Consider the following 21738-nt stretch of genomic DNA (forward strand, 5'->3'; position numbering starts at 1 on the left):
ACTCCGATGAACCATGTGAGCATCCCGATCCTCCTGCTGGGGATCGGGATGCTCGTCGTTCTGGCGGCGGGTGCGATCGTGCTGCGGCACGTGGGGCTCAGCCGCCAGCGCGGCGCGTTCGACTGCACCCTGTGGCGGTCCGCCTGGGTGGGCGGGACCAGTTGGCAGCACGGCATGATGCGCTTCGGCCCGGACCGGCTCCGCTGGTTCCGGGCCTTCTCGCTGCGACTGGGCCCGGAGGTGGTGATCCGCCGGGAGGAGATCCTCGACGTCCGCCGGGAGTTCCTGCCCCCGCAGCTCGACGGGGAGCCCGAGCGCTGCCTGCTCGAGTTCTCCCTCCTGGGGGAGCGCCGGCTCCGCGCCGTCGTCGACCGGGACTCCGGGGCGGCGATGACTTCCTGGCTCGAGGCCGCTCCCACCGGGATGGTGCTCGGCGACGCCGACTGATCGGTCGGCGACGACGCCGACGGGTCAGTCGGCGACCCGGACTCCGCCGCGCAGGACCTCCAGCGGCCGCAGCTCGCGGTCGACGAGGACCGCGTCGGCACGACGACCTGCCGCGAGGGAGCCGATCCGGTCCTGCTGCCCGAGCACTTCCGCGGGCACGAGGGAGGCCGCGCGGACCGCGTCGACCAGGTCCACCCCGGCCTCGAGCACGGCGCAGCGCACCACGTCGAGGAGGTGCGCGGTGCCGCCCGCGATCGCCCCCTGCTCGGTGAGGGTCGCGACGCCCTCCGCCACCGTGACGTCCAGCGACCCCAGCCGGTACTTCCCGTCGGGCATGCCGGCGGCGGCCATCGCATCGGTCACCAGGACGACCGCGCCCTCCGCGGCGACGGCGAAGACGTGGGCGACGGTGCGGTGGTCGAGATGGACGCCGTCCGCGATCATCTCCACCACGAGCTCCCCGCGGGAGGCGGCGTCGAGCGCGGCGAGGGCCGGCCCCGGATCGCGGTGGTGGATCGGCCGCATCCCGTTGAACAGGTGGGTCGCGGTGGGGCGGGGGGAGCGACCCTGTTCGCGGCGCAGCTCCCGACGGGACCGCGCCACGGCCTCCGTCATCGTCGCGCTCGAGCCGTCGGTGTGCCCGAGCGAGGGGATCGCGCCCACCTCGGCGAGGGCGTCGATCACGGCGTCGGCCTGCTCTGCCTCGGGGGCCACGGTCATGGTGGCGAGGGCGCCGCCGGCAATGTGGGCGAGCTCCCGCACGAGGTCGGCGTCCCCGGCGACGATGTGCTCGGGGTTCTGGGCGCCGCACCGGGCAACGGAGAGGAAGGGGCCCTCGAGGTGGATGCCGGCGATCTCGTCGTCGGCGGCGAGGCGGGCGAGGTCCGCGACCCGGGCGCGCAGCGTGTCGGCGTCGGCGGTGACGAGGGAGGCGACGAGCGAGGTGGTGCCGTGGCGACGATGCTCACGCACCGCGGTGAGCATCTCCGCGGCATCGGCCGCATCGGGGAAGGAGGCTCCGCCGCCGCCGTGGCAGTGGAGGTCGACGAGCCCCGGCAGCAGCAGTCCGTCGTGGGCCCGCTCGGCGAGAGCCGTGTGCTCGGGGGACGCCGGCGCGGCGCCCGCCCAGACGATGTGCTCGCCGGTGATGAGCACGAGCGCGTCGGGGACGAGGCCCTGGGGGAGCACGGCGGTGCCGCGGAGGGCAAGGTCGACCCTCAGCGGCGTGGACCGATCGGCGAGCGTGCTCATGGGTCTCCGGACGCGAGAGGGGGGAGGGGTCAGAACAGGCGGGACTCGACGTCGTCGATACCGCGCAGGGCGTCGTAGTCGAGGGTCACGCAGTCGATGCCGCGGTCCCCGGCGAGGACGCGCGCCTGGGGCTTGATCGCCTGGGCGGCGAAGATCCCCCGCACCGGGGCGAGCAGCGGATCGCGGTTGAGCAGCTCGAGGTAGCGGGTCAGCTGCTCGACGCCGTCGATCTCCCCGCGGCGCTTGATCTCGATCGCGACGGCGCGGCCCTCGGGATCGCGCGCGAGGATGTCGACCGGACCGATCGCAGTGCCGTACTCGCGGCGCACGAGCGACCACCCGCTACCGAGGGTCTCGATGTTGTCCGCGAGCAGCGCCTGGAGGTGCGCCTCGACGCCGTCCTTCTGCAGGCCCGGATCGACGCCGAGCTCATGGGCGGAGTCCTCGTAGGTCTCGTGCAGGCGCACCCGGAGGCGGTCGCCGGTCTTGTCGTGCACCACGTCCCACTGCTCGAGCCAGTCGCCCTCGGGATCCGCCGCGGCCTCCTCGGCGCTGCGGGTGCTGGTCTGCAACGTCGCGGGCGGGCTCATCCAGTTCAGGGGCTTGTAACTGCCCCCGTCGGAGTGGACCAGCACGCTGCCGTCGGCCTTGACGATCAGCAGGCGCGGAGCCAGGGGCAGGTGGGCGGTGAGTCGACCGGTGTAGTCGACGGAGCAGCGGGCAACGACGAGACGCACCCCGACAGAGTACGTCAGGCCACCTTATGAGACGCCGATGAGACGCTCATGAGAGGGTCTTTACCCAGGTGGAGGACCTCACGTGGAGGTATCCCCGGCGGGCTCGTCCGCCTATCGTGGACGGGTCCACCACCTCGTGCCCGGTCCGGGCCGCCTGATACGGAGCTTCCACGTGCAACGACTCCTCGCCGTCCTCCTGGTCCTGCTCGGACTGATCGGACTGGTGCTGGGCCGCCTCGGCGAGACCACCTGGGCCCCCGACACCGAGACCACCGCGACCGTCTCCCTCTCCGATCCGGGGCCCGCGGTGCTCATCGATCCCGGCGTGCTCTACGTCGGCGGCGAGGAGGGCACCGTGACCATCGAGGGCGCGAGCGACGTCTCGATCATCACCGCCTCCAACGCCGACCTCGAGGCCTACCTCGAGGGCACCCGCTACACCCGCATCACCGGGGCGAGCGACTGGACCACCCTGAGCACGCAGGAGGTCAACCCCGACGGGTCCGCCGAGCTGACCGATCCGACCACCTCGGACCTGTGGCGCTCCGTGGAGACCACCCCGAGCCCCGCGACGATCGACGTGGCCGACTTCCACGCCGGCGAGCACGGAGAGAATGCGCAGGTGTACCGCGCGATCCTCGTCGTCACCGACGGCACCGCCCCCGGAGCGGACCAGGTCTCGATCACCTGGCCCGTGCACGACGAGAACGAGTGGGTCCCCTTCGCCTACGCCGGCGGTGCGGCCGTCGCCGTGATCGGCTTGGTGCTCCTCGTGGTCTCCCTCGGAGGACGCCGCGGCGAGCGGCGCGACGAGGACGAGATCGAGGAGACGGAGGAGAGCGACGCCCTCGAGGGCGCGGAGCCGGGTGCGTCCGCTCCGATCGTGGTCGGCGGGTCCGCGGCGGCCGGCGCCGCGGGCGATGCCGACGACCGGGCGGAGGCCGAGGACGCCGACGCCTGGTCCGTCGCCGGGGCGCCCGCTGACCGCGCCTCCGCCGACGGCGAGGACACCGCGGTGCTCGCGCCCGTCGAGGCCGAGGACCCGGCAGACGCCGAGTCCGCAGAGACCGCAGAGACCTCGCTGACCGCCGGTTCCGATAGCTCCGCCGATGCCGACGCGTCGTCCGATGCTGACTCGTCCACCGAGCTCGCTCCGTCTGCTCCGTCCGACCCGTCCGCGGAGTCCGACGAGCAGCCCGCTCCGGGGCAGGAGCCCCGATGACCCGGCCCGCTCCGCACCCGCCCCTGAGGAAGGACCTCACGATGACTTCTCGCCCGCTCGCCCGCCGCAGCCTCTTCGCGGGCTCCGGTGCGCTCCTCGTCGGCGGCGTCCTCTCCGCCTGCGCCTCCGAGCCGGAGGCACCGCCCGCCCCGCCCGCCGGACCGGAGATCGCTGAGCCCACCCCGGCGCAGACCACCGAGCAGCTCGACGCCGTCGTCGCGGAGATCAGCACCGCGGTGACCGCGGCCGACGAGGCCCGCGACCCCGCCCAGCTGGCACCCCGCGTCATCGGCTCCGCGGTCGAGTTCCGCACCGCCGCCTACGCGCTGATCGCCAAGGCCGAGGAGTGGACCGCACAGCTCACCGTGCCCGGGGCCGCCCTCGTGGTGCCGATGTCCACGACCGGCACCGACTTCCCGCGCACCGCGATCGGCCTGGTCGAGAACTCGGCCGCTGACGGCGTGCCCTTCTTCCTCGCCCTGCAGCAGGCCGACGCCCGCTCGCCGTACACCACCTGGGGCTGGGCCCAGCAGGCGGTCGACGTGGCCATGCCCACCGTCGCGGACGCCGCCGTCGGCTCCGAGGCCGTCGCGATCGACGCCGCGGACCTGGTGATGACCCCCGCGGAGGCGCTGGCCCTCTACGCGACGGTGCTCACCGACGGCGACGCGAAGGATCCCGAGGACCAGCTGGCCGTCGACCCCTTCATCACCTCGCGGCACAGCGAGATCCAGGAGGAGCGCAAGGCGCTCAACGCCGGGGTCGAGTGGGACGAGGGCGCGACCATCCGCGAGACCTACGCGGTGCGCGAGGACGAGTTCGCGGGCCTGCGCACGGACGACGGCGGGGCGCTCGTCATGGGCACCCTCACCTCCACCCGCAAGGTCACCATCAAGGACGGCGCGACCATGCGCTACGCCGAGGACAACGCGTACACCAAGGTGGTCGGCACCCGCGAGTTCACGAAGGAGTTCGTGCGCACCTTCGGCACCCACGTCGCGCTGTACATCCCCTCGGCCGAGGCCGGCGGGCAGGTCCAGCCCGTCGGGGCCACCCTCACCGCGCTCACCGCCACCGGCTCCTGAGACGGAGGGCGCGACGACGCACCCGGGGAGAGTTCCCTAGACTGTCAGGGTCCTGAACCCGTCGAAGGAGCTTCTCCGTGACCGATCCCTACGGCATCATCGATCTCGCCGCCCTCAAGCAGCCCGCCGACGGCGGCGCCACCGCGGGGGAGGCCTCCGCGCACGAGGTGACGGTCACCGAGCAGGGGCTGCAGCAGATCGTCGCGGACTCGCAGCAGGTCCCGACCCTGCTCCTGGTCACGAGCTCCCGCGTGCCCGAGGGCGCCGGCTTCCTCGCCTCCCTGCGCCGCGGCGTGGACGCCCACGCCGGGGCGGTCCGCCTCGCGGTGGTCGACGCCGACACGCAGCCGCGCGTCGCCCAGGCGCTCCAGGTCCAACAGCTGCCGAGCCTGCTGCTGCTCCTGCTCGGCCAGGTCCAGCCGATCGTCGCCGGGGTGCTGCCCGACGGCGAGATCGACACGCTGCTCACGCAGGTCCTCGACCTCGCGCGCCAGCAGGGCCTCGAGGTGCCCGCGGGCGAGGGGTCCGAGGGCGCCGAGGAGCCTGCCGCCGAGCCGCTGCCGCCGCTCATCGCGGAGGCCTACGAGGCGATCGACCGGGGCGACCTCGACGGTGCCGTCGCCGCCTTCGAGAAGCATCTGCGCGAGAACCCCGCCGACGCCGAGGCGCGGACCGGACTCGCCACCGTCACCCTCATGCGACGCACGCAGGGCGTCGATCTCGACGAGGTGCGCCGGGCGGCCGCCGAGAAGCCCGGCGATCTCTCCGCCCAGATGCTCGCCGCCGATGTGGACATGCTGGGCGGTCATGTCGACGATGCCTTCGGGCGTCTGCTGGACCTGCTGCGCGGCGCCGATCAGGACACGAAGGACGCGGTCCGCACCCGCCTGCTCGAGCTCTTCGAGATCGCCGGCACCGAGGATCCGCGCGTCGGACCCGCCCGCAAGCGCCTCGCGAACCTCCTGTTCTGAGGCGCCTGCCGGCGGGCGGGACTCAGCCGGCGCGCAGCCGCTCGGGGATCAGCACCACCGCTCCGAGCGGCGGGACCGACAGCCGCACGGAGTGCTCGCGACCGTGCATCCCCACCGGCTCGGCGTGGACCCGGCCGAGGTTCCCGACCCCGCTGCCGCCGTAGACCGGGGCGTCGGAGTTGAGCACCTCGAGCCAGGTCCCGCCCTCGGGCAGCGGGATCCGGTGCTCGTGCCAGGCCTGCGCCGAGTAGTTCAGCACCACGACCACGGGGTCGCCCGCCTGGTCCCGGCGCAGGTAGGCGAAGACGTTGTGGACTGCGTCGTCGCCCAGCAGCCACTCGAAACCGCCCGGATCCTGATCCCGCTGGTAGAGCGCGGGCAGCTCCCGCTGGAGGGCATTGAGGTCCTTGACCAGCTGGTGGGTGCCGCGATGCACCGGGTACTCGAGCAGCCACCAGGGCAGGCCCGCCTGCTCCGACCATTCGGTGCCCTGGGCGAACTCGGTGCCCATGAACAGCAGCTGCTTGCCGGGATGCGTCCACTGCAGGGCGAGAGTCGTCCGCAGCGTGGCCGCCTGCTGCCAGTCGTCCCCCGGAGCCTTGCGCAGCAGGGAGCCCTTGCCGTGCACGACCTCGTCGTGGCTGATGGGCAGCACGAAGTTCTCGGAGTATTGGTACACCATTGCGAAGGTCATCTCGCCGTGGTGGTACTGGCGGTTGATCGGGTCCTGACCCACGTAGGCGAGGGTGTCGTGCATCCAGCCCATGTTCCACTTGAAGTGGAAGCCGAGCCCGCCCTCGGAGGTGGGCCGGGTGACGCCGGGGAAGGACGTGGACTCCTCGGCGATCATCACGATGCCGGGGGCCCGTTTGGCGGCGGTCGCCGTGGCCTCCTGCAGGAAGCCGATGTTCTCCAGGTCCTCGCGTCCGCCATGTCGGTTGGGGATCCACTGCCCCTCGGCGCGCGAGTAGTCGAGGTACAGCATCGACGCCACCGCGTCGACCCGCAGGCCGTCCACGTGGAACTCCTCGAGCCAGTAGCAGGCGTTGGCCACGAGGAAGTTGCGCACCTCGTGCCGGCCGGTGTCGAAGACGTACGTGCCCCAGTCCGGATGCTCGCCGCGGCGCGGGTCGGCATGCTCGTACAGCGGGGTGCCGTCGAAGCGCGCGAGCGCCCACTCGTCCTTCGGGAAGTGGGCGGGGACCCAGTCCAGGATGACGCCGATCCCGGCCTCGTGCAGGGCGTTGATCAGATGGCGCAGCTCGTCGGGGGTTCCCAGCCGGGAGGTCGGGGCGTAGTAGCCGGTGACCTGGTAGCCCCACGAGCCGCCGAAGGGATGCTCCGCGACGGGCATGAACTCGACATGGCTGAAGCCCATCTCGCGCACGTAGTCCACCAGCTCGACGGCCAGCTCGCGGTAGCCGAGCCCGGGGCGCCAGCTCGCGAGATGGACCTCGTAGACGGACATCCGGGTGGCGAGCGGATCGTGGTCGGCGCGCTCGGCGAGCCAGGCGTCATCGCTCCACTCGAAGTCCGAGTCGGTCACGATCGATCCGGTCGCCGGCGGCACCTCGGTGCGTCGGGCCATGGGGTCGGCCTTGTCGCGCCAGGTCGAGTCGGCGCCGAGGATCCGGAACTTGTACACCTCGCCGACGCCGACGCCGGGCACGAAGATCTCCCACACGCCCGAGGCTCCGAGGCTGCGCAGCGCGTGGCCGCGTCCGCGCCAGCCGTTGAAGCCGCCGACGACCTGCACGGCGCGGGCGTTGGGGGCCCACACCGTGAAGGAGGTGCCCGCGACCCCGTCGAGCGTGCGCACGTGCGCGCCGAGCGCCCGCCACAGCTCCTCGTGGCGGCCCTCGCGGATGAGGTGCAGGTCGAGCTCGCCGATCGTGGGCACGAAGCGGTAGGGCTCCTCGAGGTCCACCGGGTCCGCGCCCTCGGACCACGTCACCCGCACCAGGTAGGAGGGCAGGTGGGGCTGCGGCAGGACCGCGGTCCAGATGCCGTCGTACTCATGCTCCATCGCCGCGGTGGTGCCGTCGGGCAGGAGCACCGCGACCTCGTGCGCGAGGGGCTTGAGGGTCCGCACGGTGACGGCGCCCTCGTACTCGTGCGCGCCGAGCACGGAGTGCGGGTCGTGGTAGCTGCCGGTGGCGGCCGCCCCGAGCTCATGCTCCCCGAGCGGCATGCGCGGTGCGGGGCCCGGAAGTCCGTCGGTGCCCTGGGTGGTCGATGCCATGTCAGCTCTCCTCGGGATGGATGATGCGCAGGACGTGCGCCGGCCGGTCGGCGGCGCGGAGGATCACATAGGGCGCCGCATCCCAGCGGAACCGCTCCCCGGTCAGCAGATCCTCGACCTCGAAGGCCGTGGCACCGGGCTCCAGGCCCAGCGAACCGAGGTCCAGGCGCAGGGTCGTCCAGGCGTCGCGGTCGTGCTCGGTGAGGGACACGACCAGCACCGTGTCCGGCGCGCCGGTCCCGGAGGACGCCGCGTCGAGGTGCTTGGAGAAGACCAGAACCTGCGGGTCCTCGGCCTCGTGGAAGGAGATCGCGGTGAGCGACTGCAGAGCCGGGTGCTCGCGCCGGATCCGGTTCAGCGCGGTGAGCAGCGGCTGCAGGCTCTCCCCGCGGGCGAGCGCCCCGGCGTGGTCGCGGGGCTTGTACTCGTACTTCTCGTTGTCGATCTGCTCCTGCGCCCCCGGCCGGGGGACGTCCTCGACGAGCTCGTACCCGGCGTAGATGCCCCAGGTGGGCACCAGGGTCGCGGCGAGGATCGCGCGCAGCGCGAAGGCCGCTCGCCCGCCGCCGCTCATGAACGGGGTGAGGATGTCGTGCGTCGTGGGCCAGAAGCTGGGGCGCATGTACGGCGCGGCCGCGACGAGTTCCTCGAGATACTCGCGCAGCTCCTCGGGGGTGTGGCGCCAGGTGAAGTAGGTGTAGCTCTGGTGATAGCCGACCTTGCCCAGGGCATGCATCATCGTGGGCCGGGTGAAGGCCTCCGCCAGGAAGATCACCTCGGGGTGCTTCGCGTCGAACTCCGCGAGCAGCTCCTCCCAGAAGCGCACCGGCTTGGTGTGCGGGTTGTCGATGCGGAAGAGGGTGACCCCGTGGTCGACCCAGTGCTCGAGCATGTCCCGGATCGCCGCGTAGAGGCCCTCGTAGTCCGTGTCGAAGCTGAGGGGGTAGATGTCCTGGTACTTCTTCGGCGGGTTCTCGGCGTAGGCGATGCTGCCGTCGGAGCGGACCACGAACCACTCCGGATGCTCGGCGACCCAGGGATGGTCGGGGGAGCACTGCAGGGCGATGTCCAGGGCCACTTCGAGCCCGAGCTCCTGCGCCCGGGCGACGAAGGCGTCGAAGTCCGCGAGCGTCCCGAGATCGGGGTGGATCGCGTCGTGCCCGCCGTCCGCGGAGCCGATCGCGTACGGCGAGCCGGGATCGCCGGGCTGCGGCTCGAGCGTGTTGTTGCGGCCCTTGCGGAAGGTCGACCCGATCGGATGGATCGGGGTGAGGTAGGCGACGTCGAAGCCCATCTCGGCGATCCGGTCGAGGGACCGGGTCGCGGTGGCGAAGGTCCCGGAGGTCCAGCCGACTCCCTCCTCGAAGCGCGCGCCTTCGGAGCGGGGGAAGAACTCGTACCACGAGCCGTAGAGCGCCCGGCGGCGATGCACGATCAGACGATGGGGACCGGAGACGGTCACGCCCTCGCGCAGCGGCCGGACCGTCATCAGCCCGCGGAGGTCCTCGGCGAGCGCCGGGGCGACGCGGGCGGCGGGGGAGAGGGAGGAGCTGCGCAGCGAGGCGAGGGCCGCGCGGACCACGGGCCCGTCGGCCTCGGGGCGGGTGCCCGCGGTGATCTCCGCGAGGATCGCCTCGAGCACGACGGCGCCGTCGGCGCAGACCAGCTCGACGTCGAGGCCCGCAGGGATCTTCACCTCGGCGACATGGGCCCAGGTCGCATACGGCGCCGAGAAGGCCTCGACGCGGAAGGACCAGTGGCCGGTGGCGTCCGGGCGCACCGGCGCCTCCCAGAGGTCCAGGCCAGGGTTCGTCGAACGCATGGGGGTGACGGTCTCGGAGCCGTCCGGGGCGGTGAGCACCACCTGAACACCCATCGCATCGTGGCCCTCGCGGAAGGCGTTCGCCCGCACGGTGACCGTCTCGCCCTCGACGCAGGAGGCGGGGAAGCGGCCGCCGTCGACGACGGGCTGCACGTCCATGATCGGGATCCGGCCCACGCCGGCGTCGAGACCGTCCGGCCCGCCCGGACCGCGCGATGCGGCGGGGGCGGGCGCGATCGGCTCCGTCGCGGCTGACGAGACAGACAGCGCCGACGGGGCCGACGGGGTTGTCGGGTCCGCCGCGGCCGACGCGGTCTGGGGGGCCGGAGTCCCGCTCGACGCGGTGGGGTCGGTGGTCTCGGTCATGGCCTCTCCTGCCTGGCACCGCAGGGTGCCTGCGACGGTCACGGTGACACGCCTCACGATAGCGTCTGAGCAGGCTCCTGCGGACCGCGGGCCGGGAGTCCGAGCACCACCACCGAGCCCCCGGCGACCTCGAGCGAACCGTCGACGATCGGGGTGAGCGAGCGGTCCCGCGGACGCTCCGCCGCCGTGTCGAGCAGCACCCGTGCGGTGCCCTGCGGCCAGGGTGCGCGCGGCAGGCGGACCGTCGTCGGGCCCTCCTCGGAGGAGAGGATCACCAGCAGGTGCTCGGCGCCCTCGCGGCCCTGCACCGCGGGGCGGAGCATGGTGAGCAGATGACGGGAGGGGTCCATCCAGCTCCGGTGGTCCATCTCCTCCCCGTCGGCCCCGAACCAGGCGATCTGCCCGGCGTCCAGCGCCGTCGGATCTGCCGGTCGCAGGAAGTGCGGGGAGCGCAGCTGCGGATGCTCCCCCCGCAGGCGCAGCAGCTCCACGACCGTCTCGCGCAGCGCCGTGGCCCGGCCCTCGAGGCGCCAGTCGATCCAGGAGATCTCGTTGTCCTGGCAGTAGGCGTTGTTGTTGCCCCGCTGGGTGCGGCCGATCTCATCGCCCGCGGTGAGCATCGGGGTCCCCGAGGCGAGCAGCAGTGTCGCCAGCAGGCTCCGCGCGCTGCGCCGTCGTGCCGCCTCGATCTCCGCGGCGCCCTCCTGCGTGGCATCGACCTCGCCCTCGTGGCCGTGGTGGTAGGAGCGGTTGTTGGAGGTGCCGTCGCGGTTGTCCTCGCCGTTGGCCTCGTTGCGCTTGGTCTCGTACACCGTGAGGTCCCGCAGCGTGAAGCCGTCGTGGGCGGTGACGTAGTTGATCGACGCCCACGGGGAGCGCAGGCTCCTGCCCTCCGGCAGCTCGGGCGGGTCCTGCGCGGAGAACAGGTCGGAGGAGCCGGCGAGGCGGGTCGCGAGGTCGCGGACCCCGCCCACCCCCATCTCGCCGGTGCGTGCCCGGTGCCCGCGATCGGCGAGCCAGAAGGAGCGCACGTCGTCACGGAAGGCGTCGTTCCACTCGGCGAAGGGCACGGGGAAAGAGCCGGTCTGCCAGCCGCCCGTGCCCACGTCCCAGGGCTCGGCGATCAGCTTGACGGTGCGGAGCACGGGGTCCGTCGCGATCGCCCGCAGCAGCGGGTGGTCGGGGCGGAATCCGCGGTCGTCGCGGCCCAGGGTCGCGGCGAGGTCGAAGCGGAAACCGTCCACGTGCACCTCGGTGACCCAGTAGCGCAGCGAGGAGAGGATGAGGTCCATGACGTGGACCGAGCGCGGATCCAGGGTGCCGCCGGTGCCGGTCACGTCCTGGAAGGTGCCGCCGTCGGTCCAGTAGTACTCGAGGTTGTCGAGGCCCCGCAGGGACAGCGAGGGCCCGTCGGCGCCGCCCTCGGCGGTGTGGTTGTAGACGACGTCGAGGACGACCTCGAGCCCCTCCGCATGGAGGTTGCGCACCATGGTCTTGACCTCGTCGAGCACCGCCTGGGCGCCGGCCTGCTGCGCGGCCGTCGTGGCGAGCGAGGGATCCGGGGCGAAGTACGACAGGGTCGAGTAGCCCCAGTAGTTGGTCAGCCCCAGCCGCGTCAGGTGCGGCTCGTCCATCGCCGCGTGGATCGGCAGCAGCTCGACCGTGGTCACGCCCAGGCTGCGCAGGTACCCCGTCACCGCGGGATGCCCGAGCCCCGCATAGGTGCCGCGCTGCTCGTGCGGCAGATCCTCCTGCAGCCGGGTGAAACCCTTGACGTGCAGCTCGTACAGCACCGTAGCGTCCCAGTCGACGAGGGGGCGCAGGTCGTCCTGCCAGTCGAAGTCGTCGGAGACCACGACCGACCACACGGCGCTGTCCGCCGAGTCGGTCCTCGAGAGATCGTGCCCCTCGCCCACGCGATCCAGCATCGAGTCGACCTCGAAGGGGAAGAAACTGCTCAGCAGCGGTGCGGAGTGCGAGATGCCACGCGCCCACGGGTCCAGCAGCAGCTTGTGCGGGTTCGAGAACAGGCCCCGGGCGGGATCCCACGGACCGTCGACCCGCAAGCCGTACTCGGTACCCGGGACCATCCCGGTCACGTGGTCCCAGCGCAGACCGCCGTCGAAGTGGCGCAGACGCTGCCGGCGCTCGGCCGCCCCCTGCCGGATGCACAGGTCCACCGCCCGGGCCCGCGGCGCGGCGACGGCGAAGGTGCCCCGACCCTGCTCGTCCACCGAGAGTCCCGGCGACGTGGGGGCGACCGGGGGCGTGGCGCGGTCGAAACGATCTGCTTGCACGAGCGCATTCTCGCATCGGGCGCGCACCACGCCGGGGCGCTGGGAGGACGTGGCAGGGGGAGGGCGCTAGGATCGACCCGGCGCAGGTGGCCCGGATCACGGGCCTGCCCGCCCGTCGGCGTCGGGGGAGGGGCCCGCGCCGGGATCATGCCGCGCATGACCACTGCACGTTGACCGCACGAGAACCGCACGACGGGGGAGCCGCAGCACATGAGCATTCCACCCAGCCAGCCGCCCGCCCGCCCGGCCGGGCCCGCACCGAGCCCGGCCGGAGGGCCGGGTCGGCCTCCGTCGACGGGAGGGGGACGGCCCCCGGGGCAGTTCGCGCCCTCGTCCGCGGCGATCACGCCGCGCGACCTCGAGCGCAGCGGCGCGATCGTCTCGACCATCACCCGGGTCTTCCAGTCCCGCGTGGTCGGCCAGGAGAACCTGCGCCTGACGCTGCTCGCGGCGCTCGCCGCGGGCGGTCACGTGCTGCTGGAGTCGGTGCCCGGTCTGGCCAAGACCACCGCGGCGAGCGCGCTGGCGTCCTCGATCACCGGCTCCTTCGCACGCATCCAGTGCACCCCCGACCTGATGCCGAACGACATCATCGGCACCCAGATCTTCAACTACGGCTCGGGCACCTTCACCACGCAGCTGGGGCCGGTGCACGCGAACGTCGTGCTGCTCGACGAGATCAACCGCTCGAGCGCCAAGACGCAATCGGCGATGCTCGAGGCGATGCAGGAGCGGCAGACCTCGATCGGCGGCGAGGTGCACCGCCTCCCCGAGCCGTTCATGGTGCTCGCGACCCAGAACCCGATCGAGGAGGAGGGCACCTACGTCCTCCCCGAGGCGCAGATGGACCGCTTCCTCATGAAGGAGATCCTGACGTATCCGCGTCCCGCGGAGGAGCACGAGATCCTCGACCGCTCGACCTCCGGGAGCCTCACCGGGCAGCGCGAGGCCGTCGCCACGGTCTCCCTCGAGGACGTCCGCTTCCTCCAGGAGATGGTCGACGCGGTCTACGTCGATCCCGCCGTGAAGCGGTACATCATCGATCTGGTCTTCACCACGCGCGGCTCGGGCCCGCGACCGGTCCCGAACCTGACCCAGTCCGTGCGGGTCGGGGCGAGCCCCCGCGGCTCCCTCGCCCTGATGAAGGTCGGTCAGGCGCATGCGCTGCTGCACGGGCGCGACTACGTGACCCCGGACGACGTGCGGGCGATGCGCTACGGCGTGCTCCGTCACCGTCTCGTCCTCACCTTCGACGCCCTCGCCAGCGGCATTAAGCCCGAACAGATCATCGACGCGGTCTTCCACGCCGTGCCGATGCCCTGACCGGATCCGAGCAGGGGGCAGGGCGCATGGCGGTCTCGCTGATGACCCGGGTGAAGGCCCGGGTCGATCTGCACACCTCGAAGCGGGCGCGCGGACTGATCCAGGGGCGCGGCCGCTCGCTCTTCAAGGGCAGCGGCGAGGACTTCGACGACCTGAAGTACTACCAGCCCGGGGACAAGATCTCCGACATCGACTGGAAGGCCACGGCCCGCTCCGGCGAGCCGCTGATCCGCCAGTTCAACGAGGAGCGGGTGCGGCACCTGTCGATCGTCGCGGACACCTCGAGCGCGATGGCCGCGACCGCGGCCGACGGCTCCTCGAAGCGCGATGCGATGATCCTCGCGGCCGGCATGGTCTGCTTCCTCGCCCAGCAGTCGGGTGATCTCGTCGGACTCGTCGCCGGCGGCGAGAACCGGCCTATCCAGCTGCCCTCGCGCTCGAGCGACGGCCACCTGGAGATGCTGCTGCGCACCATCCAGCAGTCGACCACCGCCGCGGCGCCGTCGCCGGACAGCGCCTGGCTGCTCGAGCGGGCCTTCCGCGTCACCGCGCGCCCCACCCTGATGACGATCATCACCGACGAGGCCCACCCCTCGGTCGAGGACTTCTCCCTGCTCCGTCGCCTCACCACACGGCACGACCTGCTCGTGGTGCGCATCGCGGATGCCGACCCGTTGCTCGCCGGGGACCTCGACCACGAGGTCGTCGACGTCGAGAACCCGCGCGAGGTGGCCTCCCTCGCCCGCACCTCGGCACGGGTCGCCCGGGACGTCGCGGCCTATCGGCGGGCGCGCAGCGAGGGCATCACCGAGATGCTCGACCGCCTCCACATCACCCACGTGCTCGCGCAGGGGGAGACGACCGTGGTCGACGACATGGTCGCCATGCTGCGCTCGAGGGAGTACCGCCATGCCCGTCCCTGACGCGACCGCCCGGCTCGGCGCGCTGCTCGCCGCCCCCGAGCCCGAGATCATCGACCCGCCCCAGTACTCGATCGCATGGCTGATCCTCGCAGCGCTCTGCGTGCTGGTGATCGCCGCGCTGATCGTGGGCACCCTGAAGATCACCCGCGCGATCGAGAAGCGCATCGCCTACCGCTCGCGGCCCGACGAGGTGGAGGGACTCAAGGCCGAGTTCCTCCGTGCCGTGAACGACATCGCCGATCGCCACGAGGCGGGCGGGATCGAAGCGCGGGCCGGTCACCACGAGCTGACCGGGGTGATGCGCCGCTTCGTGCGCCGCACCACCGGACACGACGTGACCAGCCAGGACATCGCGACCCTCGTCGCCGATGAGCGGACCCGCGCAGTCGGGGAGCTGATCAGCGACCTCTACGAGCCCGACTTCGCCCGCGCCTCGGACGCCGAGCTGCGCGATTCGGTGCGCCGCGCGAGGGAAGTGATCCGCGCATGGTCATGATCTTCTGGTGGGTCACCGCCCTGCTCCTGATCGCCGCGATCGTCGTCTGGGCGATCACCTTCGTGAACCGGCGGGCGATGCGGAAGTCGCCCGTGCTGGTCGCGAACTCCCGCTTCCTCGACCGGGTGCCGAGCTTCGTGCGCGCCCAGCGCACGGCCCGGGTGGTGCGCGTGCTGCAGGTGGGCATCGCGGTGCTCGGCGTGATCGCCGCGAGCATCCTCTCGGGCCGCATCGCCTCCGAGCGGATCGAGACCCCCGAGTTCGCCTCCCGAGACATCGTGCTGTGCCTGGACGTCTCGAGCTCCATGTACCAGTACGACGCGGAGATCCTCGCGACCTTCGCCGAGCTCGTGGACGGCTTCGAGGGCGAGCGGGTGGCGCTGTCGATCTTCAACTCGACCAGCCGCACCGTGTTCCCGCTGACCAACGACTACGACCTGATCAAGCGCGAGCTCGAGGAGGGGGCCGAGGCGATCGACTTCGACGAGTTCGGCTATCGCGTGGGCAGCCGCGACTACTCGCAGGAGAAGGTGCGCCAGTACGTCGAGTTCATCGAGGGCACCCAGGGCATCCCCGACGAGGCCTCGGTGGTGCCCGACGGGCTCGCCTCCTGCGCGCAGGTCTTCGACCAGGCCGAGGAGGACCGCTCGCGGTCGATCATCTTCGCGACCGACAACGAGGTCAACGGCGAGCCGATCTTCACCCTGCAGGAGGCCACGGAGTCTGTCGCGTCGCGGGGCATCGACCTCTACACCTTCTACCCCGGCGCGTACGAGTGCGGGCCCGGCTGCTTCGAGGAGCTGCAGGAGGCCACCGAGGACCAGGACGGCGAGCTCTACGAGTCCTCGGACCCCGAGGCGATCCCGTCGATCATCAACGAGATCCAGAAGACCCAGGCCGAGGTGCTCGGGGCCAGCCCCACCGTGATCCGCACGGATCATCCGGGGACCGGCTTCGTGCTCACCTTCCTCTCCCTCGTGGCGATCCTGGCCCTGGGCTGGAGGGCGCGCTGATGCGGCTCGAGTTCCTGATGCCCCTCTGGGCCACGATCCCGCTCTTCGGCGCCATGCTGACCCTGTGCGTGGTGCTGCTGGTGCGGCGTCCCCGCCAGCGGAGGGCCTGGCTGCGGCGCCTGCTCATGGTGCTGCTGCTCGCCGTCGTCGCGCTGCGACCGGTCACCCCGATCGACGCCGAGCAGACCGAGCGGATGAACGCCAACGTCTTCTTCGTCGTCGACCGCACCGGATCGATGAACGCCGAGGACTACGCCGAGGGGCAGCCCCGCCTCGAGGGGGTGAAGGCGGACATGCAGCGGATCATGGGCATGACCGAGGGTGCGCGCTACTCGATCATCGCCTTCGACTCCTCGGCCACCTCGCAGCTGCCGTTGACCACCGATGCGGGGGCGGCGGCCGCCTGGATCGACACCCTCGAGACCGAGCCGACCGCCTATTCGCAGGGCTCGAACGTGGACCGGCCCCTGGCCACCCTCCTGTCCGAGATCACCACCGTGCGCGAGGAGGACCCCGACTCCCACGTCCTGGTCTACTTCCTCTCCGACGGGGAGAACACCGACGAGCGGGAGTCCGAGTCCTTCTCCGCCGCCCAGGGCTACGTCGACGGCGGGGCCGTGCTCGGCTACGGCACGCCCGAGGGCGGCCCGATGAAGGCGCAGGGCGGAGCGACCGACGGCGAGTACATCACCGACTCCTCCGGTCAGCAGGGCATCTCCATGATCGACAGCGCGCAGCTGGAGACGATCGCGGGCGAGCTCGGGGTGCCCTATCTCCACCGCACCGACCCCGAGGAGCCGATCGAGGGCACGATGGAGGGCATCACGCTGCGGCCCATCCCCTCGGAGGACTCCCGCGACGTGACCAGCTTCGAGGACTGGTACTGGGTGGCGTCGATCCCGCTGACCGCCCTGCTGATCTGGGAGCTGGGCGAGATGACCTACCGACTGCCGCGGAAGCTGGACCGCTACGACGTGTCAGGAGCACAGCGATGAGCACCTCCCTCGAGCAGCGCCCGGAGCCCGCCCCGGAGACCCCGACCCGGGACGAGTCCGCCGCCGGGCGCGACCGTCGCCCCTCGGGGGCGCGGCGCGACTACGGGCTGAACGTGCGCCGGCTGCGGATCACCCGGGCGATCGTCTTCGCGATCCTGGCCCTGCCGATCCTGGCGCTCGCCGGTCTGACCGTCCGTTTCGTGTCCATGCCGATCGCGCAGGCGCATCATCTGGCCGCCTACGAGGACGGCGACTACCCGGAGGCCATCGAGCGGCTCGGGCCGCTGGACAGGCTGAACTGGTTCGAGCCGTACATGCCCCATCTGGATCGCGGCACCGCCCTGCTGCAGCAGGGCGAGGACGCCGCCGCCGAGGCGGAGCTGCGCGTGGCGATGTCCGAGTGGGAGTCGCGCACCGACCTCAACGCCCCGCTGCACGCGCAGTGCAAGATCGCCAACAACCTCGCGATCTCCATCGAGCGCCAGGCGGACCTGCTCGAGGACCCGCAGCAGCGCGCCGACCGGCTCTTCGAGGCCGAGGAGATCCTCCAGCCCTGCCGCGGCGGCGGAGGCGGCGGCGAGGGCGAGGGCCAGGGCCAGGGCGGCTCCGGCAGCGGCAACGAGGACGAAGAGACCACCGAGGGGAACGGCGAGCGCGTGGAGGAGAAGCGCCGCGACGCCGACGAGGAGGCCGGCAACGATCCCGACGCCCGCGGCGGCGAGGAGCAGGGGGATGACGGCGGCACCACGCCGATGGACCCGGGCGAGCCGGTGCGCGAGGATCCCGAGGGCGACGGCCCGGACGAGGAGAAGCCCACCGAGGGCGACCCCGAGCAGCAGCAGAAGGACGAGGAGCTCGAGCAGCGCAACCGGGACGCGCAGGAGGAGGGCGGCGACGGCGAGGGCGACGGCGGCGCGCCGCAGGATCCGAGCAAGCCGTGGTGACCGCGGCGGACACCCACCCCGCGCAGCGCGCCTATCTCGACCACGCCGCGACCACCGTGCTGCGGCCCGCCGCCCGCGAGGCCTTCCTCGCGGCGTCGGCCGTGCACGGCAACCCCTCCTCGGTGCACGCCGCGGGCCGACGCGCCCGAGCCGTGCTCGACGAGGCGCTCGAGCGGATCGGCGGGCTGCTGGGCGTCCCGCGCAGCTGGCTGATCATGACCTCGGGGGGCACCGAGGCGGACAACCTCGCCCTCCGCGCCGTGCCCCGCGCCGTCGTGGCCCGGGATCCCCGGCGCACCGCCGTCGCGGTCGCCGCGACCGATCATCCGGCCGTGCTGGCCACCGCCCGCTCCCTCCAGGACGGCTCCCCCTCGCTCACCGCGCGGTTCCTCCCCGTCGACTCCTCCGGGCTGCTCCGGGACGAGGCGGTGCGCGAGGCCCTCGCCGACGGCACCGTCTCCCTGGTCAGCGCCGCCCTCGTGAACAACGAGACCGGCGCCCTGCAGGACCTCGCCGCGCTCGCCGCGGCCGCCCGCCCCCACGGGACGCTCGTGCACACCGACGCCGTCCAGGGGCTCGGCACCGCACCGCTGCCCGATCTCGCGGACATCGACCTGATGTCGCTGTCGGGGCACAAGATCGGGGCCCCCGTCGGCGTGGGCGTGCTCGTGGCGCGCCCCGAGGTCCCGTTCGCGGCGATCAGCACCGGCGGCGGGCAGCAGCGCGGGGTCCGCTCCGGCACCCTCGATGCCGCCCAGGCCGCCGCCTTCGCCGCGGCCCTCGAGGAGACGCTGCGGGAGAAGGCCGAGGAGACCGCGCGCGTCCGGGCTCTCGCCCGGCGCCTGCGTGCCGGGATCCGGGAGCTCGACCCCGGGGCACGGTTCACCCTGCCGGAGGACTCCCCGCAATCGGGCCACATCGTGCACGTGGTCTTCCCCGGCGCGGACTCCGACTCCCTGATGTTCCTGCTGGACGAACGCGGCGTGGACTGCTCCGCCGGCTCGGCCTGCTCGGCGGGCGTGACCCAGGCGAGCCCCGTCCTCGCGGCGATGGGCTTCGAGGGCGCCGACGCGCGCGGCGCGCTGCGGCTCTCCCTCGGCTGGACCACCACCGGGGACGATGTCGAGCGCGCGCTCGCGGCGCTGCCCGAGGCGCTCGCCCGGGCCCGCGCCGTCGGCTCCCTCTTCGGCTGAGCGCGCGGGGACGGTGACCGTCCGTACCGGACGCATCTCACGCCCCGCGAGCCTGTCGGCGGGCCCTCGCCTCCGTACACTCGATCGGGTGCACAGCGAGGAGGTGGCACCCCGATGAAGGTGCTCGCAGCGATGAGCGGGGGAGTCGACTCCGCCGTGGCGGCCGCACGCGCCGCCGAGGCCGGCCACGAGGTCGTCGGCGTGCACATGGCGCTGTCCAAGAGCCGCGACCAGACCCGCACCGGCTCGCGCGGCTGCTGCACCGTCGAGGACGCCTCCGATGCGCGCCGCGCGGCGGACAGGATCGGCATCCCGTACTACGTCTGGGACCTCTCCGACGACTTCCATGACCTGGTCGTGGAGGACTTCCTCTCCGAGTACGCGGCCGGACGCACCCCGAATCCCTGCGTGCGCTGCAACGAGCGGATCAAGTTCGCCTCGCTCCTCGAGCGCGCCACCCTGCTCGGCTTCGACGCCGTGTGCACGGGGCACTATGCCTCGATCCGCACGGACGGCCCCGGCGGGGCGCCCTCCCTCCACCGCTCCCGCAACCAGGCGAAGGACCAGTCCTACGTGCTCGCGGTGATGGGACCGGACGCGGTCGGCCGCTCGCTCTTCCCCCTCGGCGAGTACGAGACCAAGGACGAGGTCCGGGAGGAGGCGCGCGCCCGCGGCCTGGGCGTCTCGACCAAGCCCGACAGCTACGACATCTGCTTCATCGCGGACGGCGACACCCGCGGCTTCCTCGAGCGCAGCCTCGGGGAGGTGCCCGGGGAGGTCGTCGACGCCGACGGGTCGGTGCTCGGCACCCATCGCGGCACCCACGGCTTCACCATCGGCCAGCGCAAGGGCCTCGGTCTCGAGCGCCCCGCCGCCGACGGTGCCCCGCGCTACGTCGTCGACCTCGACCCCGCCTCCCGCCGCGTCGTGGTGGGCGCCGCCGAGCTGCTGTCGACCCGCGAGCTCGAGGCCGCGGACCTGATCTCCTTCGAGGAGCTGCCCGTGGGCCGCTCCGTCCGCGCCCAGATCCGGGCCCACGGCGAGGCCACGCCCGCCACCGTCCTCGAGTGCGACGGGCGGCGGGTGCGCGTCGCCCTCGAGCGGCCGATCCGTGGCGTCGCCCCCGGCCAGACTCTCGTCCTCTATGACGGCGACCGCGTGCTCGCCGCCGCCACCCTGGAGCACCGCGCATGAGCAGACTCGTCACCCTCACCGGGGACGGCACCTTCCGAGCACCCACCGCCGAGGAGGCGCAGCGGCTCGGCCTGCCCGAGGACCCGCACCTCGCCGCGCTGGTGCGCCTGCGCGCGCTGCTCGGCGACGACCTCGAGGAACAGATCGGGACCCGTCTCTACCTGCCCTCGGCGCTCGGCCTCGACGAGACCGACCACCTGCTGCCCGCGAGCCTCGCTCTGCTCGCCGAGACCACCGGCGACCTGGTCAGCTACGGCTGGCGCCTCGGGCCCGGCAGCGGTCGCGCCTGGCTCCACGCGCGGGAGCTGCGCGAGCGGATGCTCGACGCCGCGCGCATCGCGCTGCTCGGCTACGAGGGTCCGCTGATGGTGACGGCGCTCGGCCCCGCGACCCTGGCCGGGGCGACCTTCCTGCAGTCCGGGGAGCGGACGCTCGGCGACCCGGGCGCCGTGCGTGACCTGCCGATGCTGCTCGCGGAGGGCCTGGTCGACCATCTCACCGCCCTGCGGGAGCGGGTCCCGGGCGCTGCTCAGCGCGTGCTGCTGCGCGAGGACGCCGTCGCCGCGATCCATGAGGGGCGCATCTCCACGCCCTCGGGCCGCAGCCGCTACCCGGCCGTCCCCGCGCCGGAGATCGGGGCGCTGTGGCGGTCCCTGTTCGTCGCCCTGGGCGACTACGGGCTCGATGCCCGCTCCGTCACCCTGGGTGTCGGGGCGGACCTGCGCCTGCTCCGTGCGGCCCGCGAAGCCGGCGCGCGCCGGATGGCGATCGCCCCGCGGCGCCTGCCCCCGCTGTCCACCCCCGTCGGCCGCGCGCTCTGGGAGGGCATCGCGGAGGCGGCCGACGACGGCTGCGCTTTCGAGATCGTGGTCGATCCGCGGCCGGGTGGGCGTCTCGGCCCCGAGGTGGAGATGATGCTCGAGACCTGGCGCCGCCTCGGCCATGCGGAGGCCGATGCCGCCGGCGTCACCGTCATCGCCCACACCGGCGCCTCCCACGGCCTGCACACCGGGCAGGTCGACCCCTCGGCCCAGCCGGCCGTCTCGACGCTGCTGGACGAGGCGGCGCTCGAGGCGATGCTGCGGATCGCCCCCACCTGGGCGGAGCGCCTGGCCTCCTGAGCGGAGCGCCCCGTTTCCCGTGCGGGGCGGCGGGCACTCCGGCCCCGACCCGGTCGTCGGGGGCGTGCGCGACAATGGTCCGGTGAACGACGCCGC

18 protein-coding genes are annotated in these 21738 nt (G+C 72.7%); 13 read left to right on the forward strand and 5 right to left on the reverse strand.

Annotated features, from left to right (window positions below; translation table 11 throughout):
• Positions 1-6 precede the first annotated feature (6 nt).
• The gene (locus tag ACZCAH_RS01140; protein ID WP_464339329.1) at positions 7-447 is read left to right on the forward strand and encodes a DUF2550 family protein; all 441 of its coding nucleotides are present in this window, start codon (positions 7-9) and stop codon (positions 445-447) included.
• 24 nt (positions 448-471) lie between these two features.
• Here ACZCAH_RS01140 and ACZCAH_RS01145 read toward each other — a convergent pair whose 3' ends face one another.
• Entirely contained in the window at positions 472-1698 is a 1227-nt protein-coding gene (locus tag ACZCAH_RS01145) for an N-acetylglucosamine-6-phosphate deacetylase (RefSeq protein ID WP_464339330.1), read from the reverse strand.
• 29 nt (positions 1699-1727) lie between these two features.
• Entirely contained in the window at positions 1728-2435 is a 708-nt protein-coding gene (gene nucS / locus ACZCAH_RS01150; RefSeq protein ID WP_329745299.1) for an endonuclease NucS, read from the reverse strand.
• Between the two features lie 172 nt (positions 2436-2607).
• Here nucS and ACZCAH_RS01155 point away from each other — a divergent pair, with 172 nt between their 5' ends.
• From ACZCAH_RS01155 to ACZCAH_RS01165, 3 genes are all read left to right on the forward strand, one after another.
• Positions 2608-3657, forward strand: a complete 1050-nt coding sequence (locus ACZCAH_RS01155) for a hypothetical protein (protein WP_464339331.1) — start codon at positions 2608-2610, stop codon at positions 3655-3657.
• Between the two features lie 41 nt (positions 3658-3698).
• Positions 3699-4742 (forward strand): DUF8094 domain-containing protein, encoded by a 1044-nt coding sequence (locus tag ACZCAH_RS01160; protein ID WP_464339332.1) that lies wholly within the window; start codon positions 3699-3701, stop codon positions 4740-4742.
• Between the two features lie 77 nt (positions 4743-4819).
• Positions 4820-5713 carry a co-chaperone YbbN gene (locus ACZCAH_RS01165; RefSeq protein WP_464339333.1) on the forward strand — a complete coding sequence of 298 codons (894 nt, stop codon included), beginning with the start codon at positions 4820-4822 and terminating at the stop codon, positions 5711-5713.
• A 22-nt stretch (positions 5714-5735) separates the two neighbouring features.
• On the opposite strand, the gene glgB is transcribed toward ACZCAH_RS01165, so the two are convergent.
• From glgB to glgX, 3 genes are all read right to left on the reverse strand, one after another.
• Positions 5736-7955 (reverse strand): 1,4-alpha-glucan branching protein GlgB, encoded by a 2220-nt coding sequence (glgB, locus tag ACZCAH_RS01170; RefSeq protein WP_464339334.1) that lies wholly within the window; start codon positions 7953-7955, stop codon positions 5736-5738.
• 1 nt (position 7956) lies between these two features.
• Positions 7957-9936 (reverse strand): alpha-1,4-glucan--maltose-1-phosphate maltosyltransferase, encoded by a 1980-nt coding sequence (locus tag ACZCAH_RS01175; protein ID WP_464339796.1) that lies wholly within the window; start codon positions 9934-9936, stop codon positions 7957-7959.
• A gap of 260 nt (positions 9937-10196) precedes the next feature.
• On the reverse strand, positions 10197-12440 hold the full coding sequence (glgX, locus tag ACZCAH_RS01180; RefSeq protein WP_464339335.1) for a glycogen debranching protein GlgX: 2244 nt from the start codon (positions 12438-12440) through the stop codon (positions 10197-10199).
• Between the two features lie 210 nt (positions 12441-12650).
• Here glgX and ACZCAH_RS01185 point away from each other — a divergent pair, with 210 nt between their 5' ends.
• The 9 genes from ACZCAH_RS01185 to ACZCAH_RS01225 all read left to right on the forward strand — a co-directional run bounded on the left by ACZCAH_RS01185 (position 12651) and on the right by ACZCAH_RS01225 (position 21642).
• Positions 12651-13763, forward strand: coding sequence for an AAA family ATPase (locus ACZCAH_RS01185; protein ID WP_464339336.1), 1113 nt, complete (start codon positions 12651-12653; stop codon positions 13761-13763).
• Positions 13764-13789: 26 nt separating this feature from the next.
• Positions 13790-14686 (forward strand): DUF58 domain-containing protein, encoded by an 897-nt coding sequence (locus ACZCAH_RS01190; protein ID WP_464339337.1) that lies wholly within the window; start codon positions 13790-13792, stop codon positions 14684-14686.
• On the forward strand, positions 14673-15182 hold the full coding sequence (locus tag ACZCAH_RS01195; protein ID WP_464339338.1) for a hypothetical protein: 510 nt from the start codon (positions 14673-14675) through the stop codon (positions 15180-15182). The genes ACZCAH_RS01190 and ACZCAH_RS01195 overlap by 14 nt, the downstream gene beginning before the upstream one ends.
• Entirely contained in the window at positions 15173-16195 is a 1023-nt protein-coding gene (locus ACZCAH_RS01200; protein ID WP_464339339.1) for a vWA domain-containing protein, read from the forward strand. Before ACZCAH_RS01195 ends, ACZCAH_RS01200 begins: the two co-directional genes overlap by 10 nt.
• Positions 16195-17190: a vWA domain-containing protein gene (locus tag ACZCAH_RS01205; RefSeq protein ID WP_464339340.1), complete on the forward strand. Its 996-nt coding sequence runs from the start codon at positions 16195-16197 to the stop codon at positions 17188-17190. Before ACZCAH_RS01200 ends, ACZCAH_RS01205 begins: the two co-directional genes overlap by 1 nt.
• Positions 17187-18134, forward strand: a complete 948-nt coding sequence (locus ACZCAH_RS01210) for a hypothetical protein (protein WP_464339341.1) — start codon at positions 17187-17189, stop codon at positions 18132-18134. The genes ACZCAH_RS01205 and ACZCAH_RS01210 overlap by 4 nt, the downstream gene beginning before the upstream one ends.
• Positions 18128-19327: a cysteine desulfurase family protein gene (locus ACZCAH_RS01215; protein ID WP_464339342.1), complete on the forward strand. Its 1200-nt coding sequence runs from the start codon at positions 18128-18130 to the stop codon at positions 19325-19327. Before ACZCAH_RS01210 ends, ACZCAH_RS01215 begins: the two co-directional genes overlap by 7 nt.
• Before the next feature lie 114 nt (positions 19328-19441).
• Positions 19442-20521 (forward strand): tRNA 2-thiouridine(34) synthase MnmA, encoded by a 1080-nt coding sequence (gene mnmA, locus ACZCAH_RS01220; protein ID WP_464339343.1) that lies wholly within the window; start codon positions 19442-19444, stop codon positions 20519-20521.
• Entirely contained in the window at positions 20518-21642 is a 1125-nt protein-coding gene (locus ACZCAH_RS01225) for a hypothetical protein (protein WP_464339344.1), read from the forward strand. Before mnmA ends, ACZCAH_RS01225 begins: the two co-directional genes overlap by 4 nt.
• Positions 21643-21738: the final 96 nt, after the last annotated feature.

The organism is Brachybacterium sp. B718/18 (genome assembly GCF_055454375.1).

What these genes read in the sequence shown, in the direction of transcription:
- ACZCAH_RS01160 (WP_464339332.1), top strand. Translation starts at nt 3,699, where the DNA reads ATGACTTCTCGCCCGCTCGCCCGCCGCAGCCTCTTCGCGGGCTCCGGT.
- ACZCAH_RS01175 (WP_464339796.1), bottom strand. Translation starts at nt 9,936, where the DNA reads ATGGACGTGCAGCCCGTCGTCGACGGCGGCCGCTTCCCCGCCTCCTGC.
- ACZCAH_RS01200 (WP_464339339.1), top strand. Translation starts at nt 15,173, where the DNA reads ATGGTCATGATCTTCTGGTGGGTCACCGCCCTGCTCCTGATCGCCGCG.
- glgB (WP_464339334.1), bottom strand. Translation starts at nt 7,955, where the DNA reads ATGGCATCGACCACCCAGGGCACCGACGGACTTCCGGGCCCCGCACCG.
- ACZCAH_RS01140 (WP_464339329.1), top strand. Translation starts at nt 7, where the DNA reads ATGAACCATGTGAGCATCCCGATCCTCCTGCTGGGGATCGGGATGCTC.
- ACZCAH_RS01190 (WP_464339337.1), top strand. Translation starts at nt 13,790, where the DNA reads ATGGCGGTCTCGCTGATGACCCGGGTGAAGGCCCGGGTCGATCTGCAC.
- mnmA (WP_464339343.1), top strand. Translation starts at nt 19,442, where the DNA reads ATGAAGGTGCTCGCAGCGATGAGCGGGGGAGTCGACTCCGCCGTGGCG.
- ACZCAH_RS01225 (WP_464339344.1), top strand. Translation starts at nt 20,518, where the DNA reads ATGAGCAGACTCGTCACCCTCACCGGGGACGGCACCTTCCGAGCACCC.
- ACZCAH_RS01210 (WP_464339341.1), top strand. Translation starts at nt 17,187, where the DNA reads ATGAGCACCTCCCTCGAGCAGCGCCCGGAGCCCGCCCCGGAGACCCCG.
- ACZCAH_RS01205 (WP_464339340.1), top strand. Translation starts at nt 16,195, where the DNA reads ATGCGGCTCGAGTTCCTGATGCCCCTCTGGGCCACGATCCCGCTCTTC.
- ACZCAH_RS01145 (WP_464339330.1), bottom strand. Translation starts at nt 1,698, where the DNA reads ATGAGCACGCTCGCCGATCGGTCCACGCCGCTGAGGGTCGACCTTGCC.
- ACZCAH_RS01185 (WP_464339336.1), top strand. Translation starts at nt 12,651, where the DNA reads ATGAGCATTCCACCCAGCCAGCCGCCCGCCCGCCCGGCCGGGCCCGCA.
- ACZCAH_RS01195 (WP_464339338.1), top strand. Translation starts at nt 14,673, where the DNA reads ATGCCCGTCCCTGACGCGACCGCCCGGCTCGGCGCGCTGCTCGCCGCC.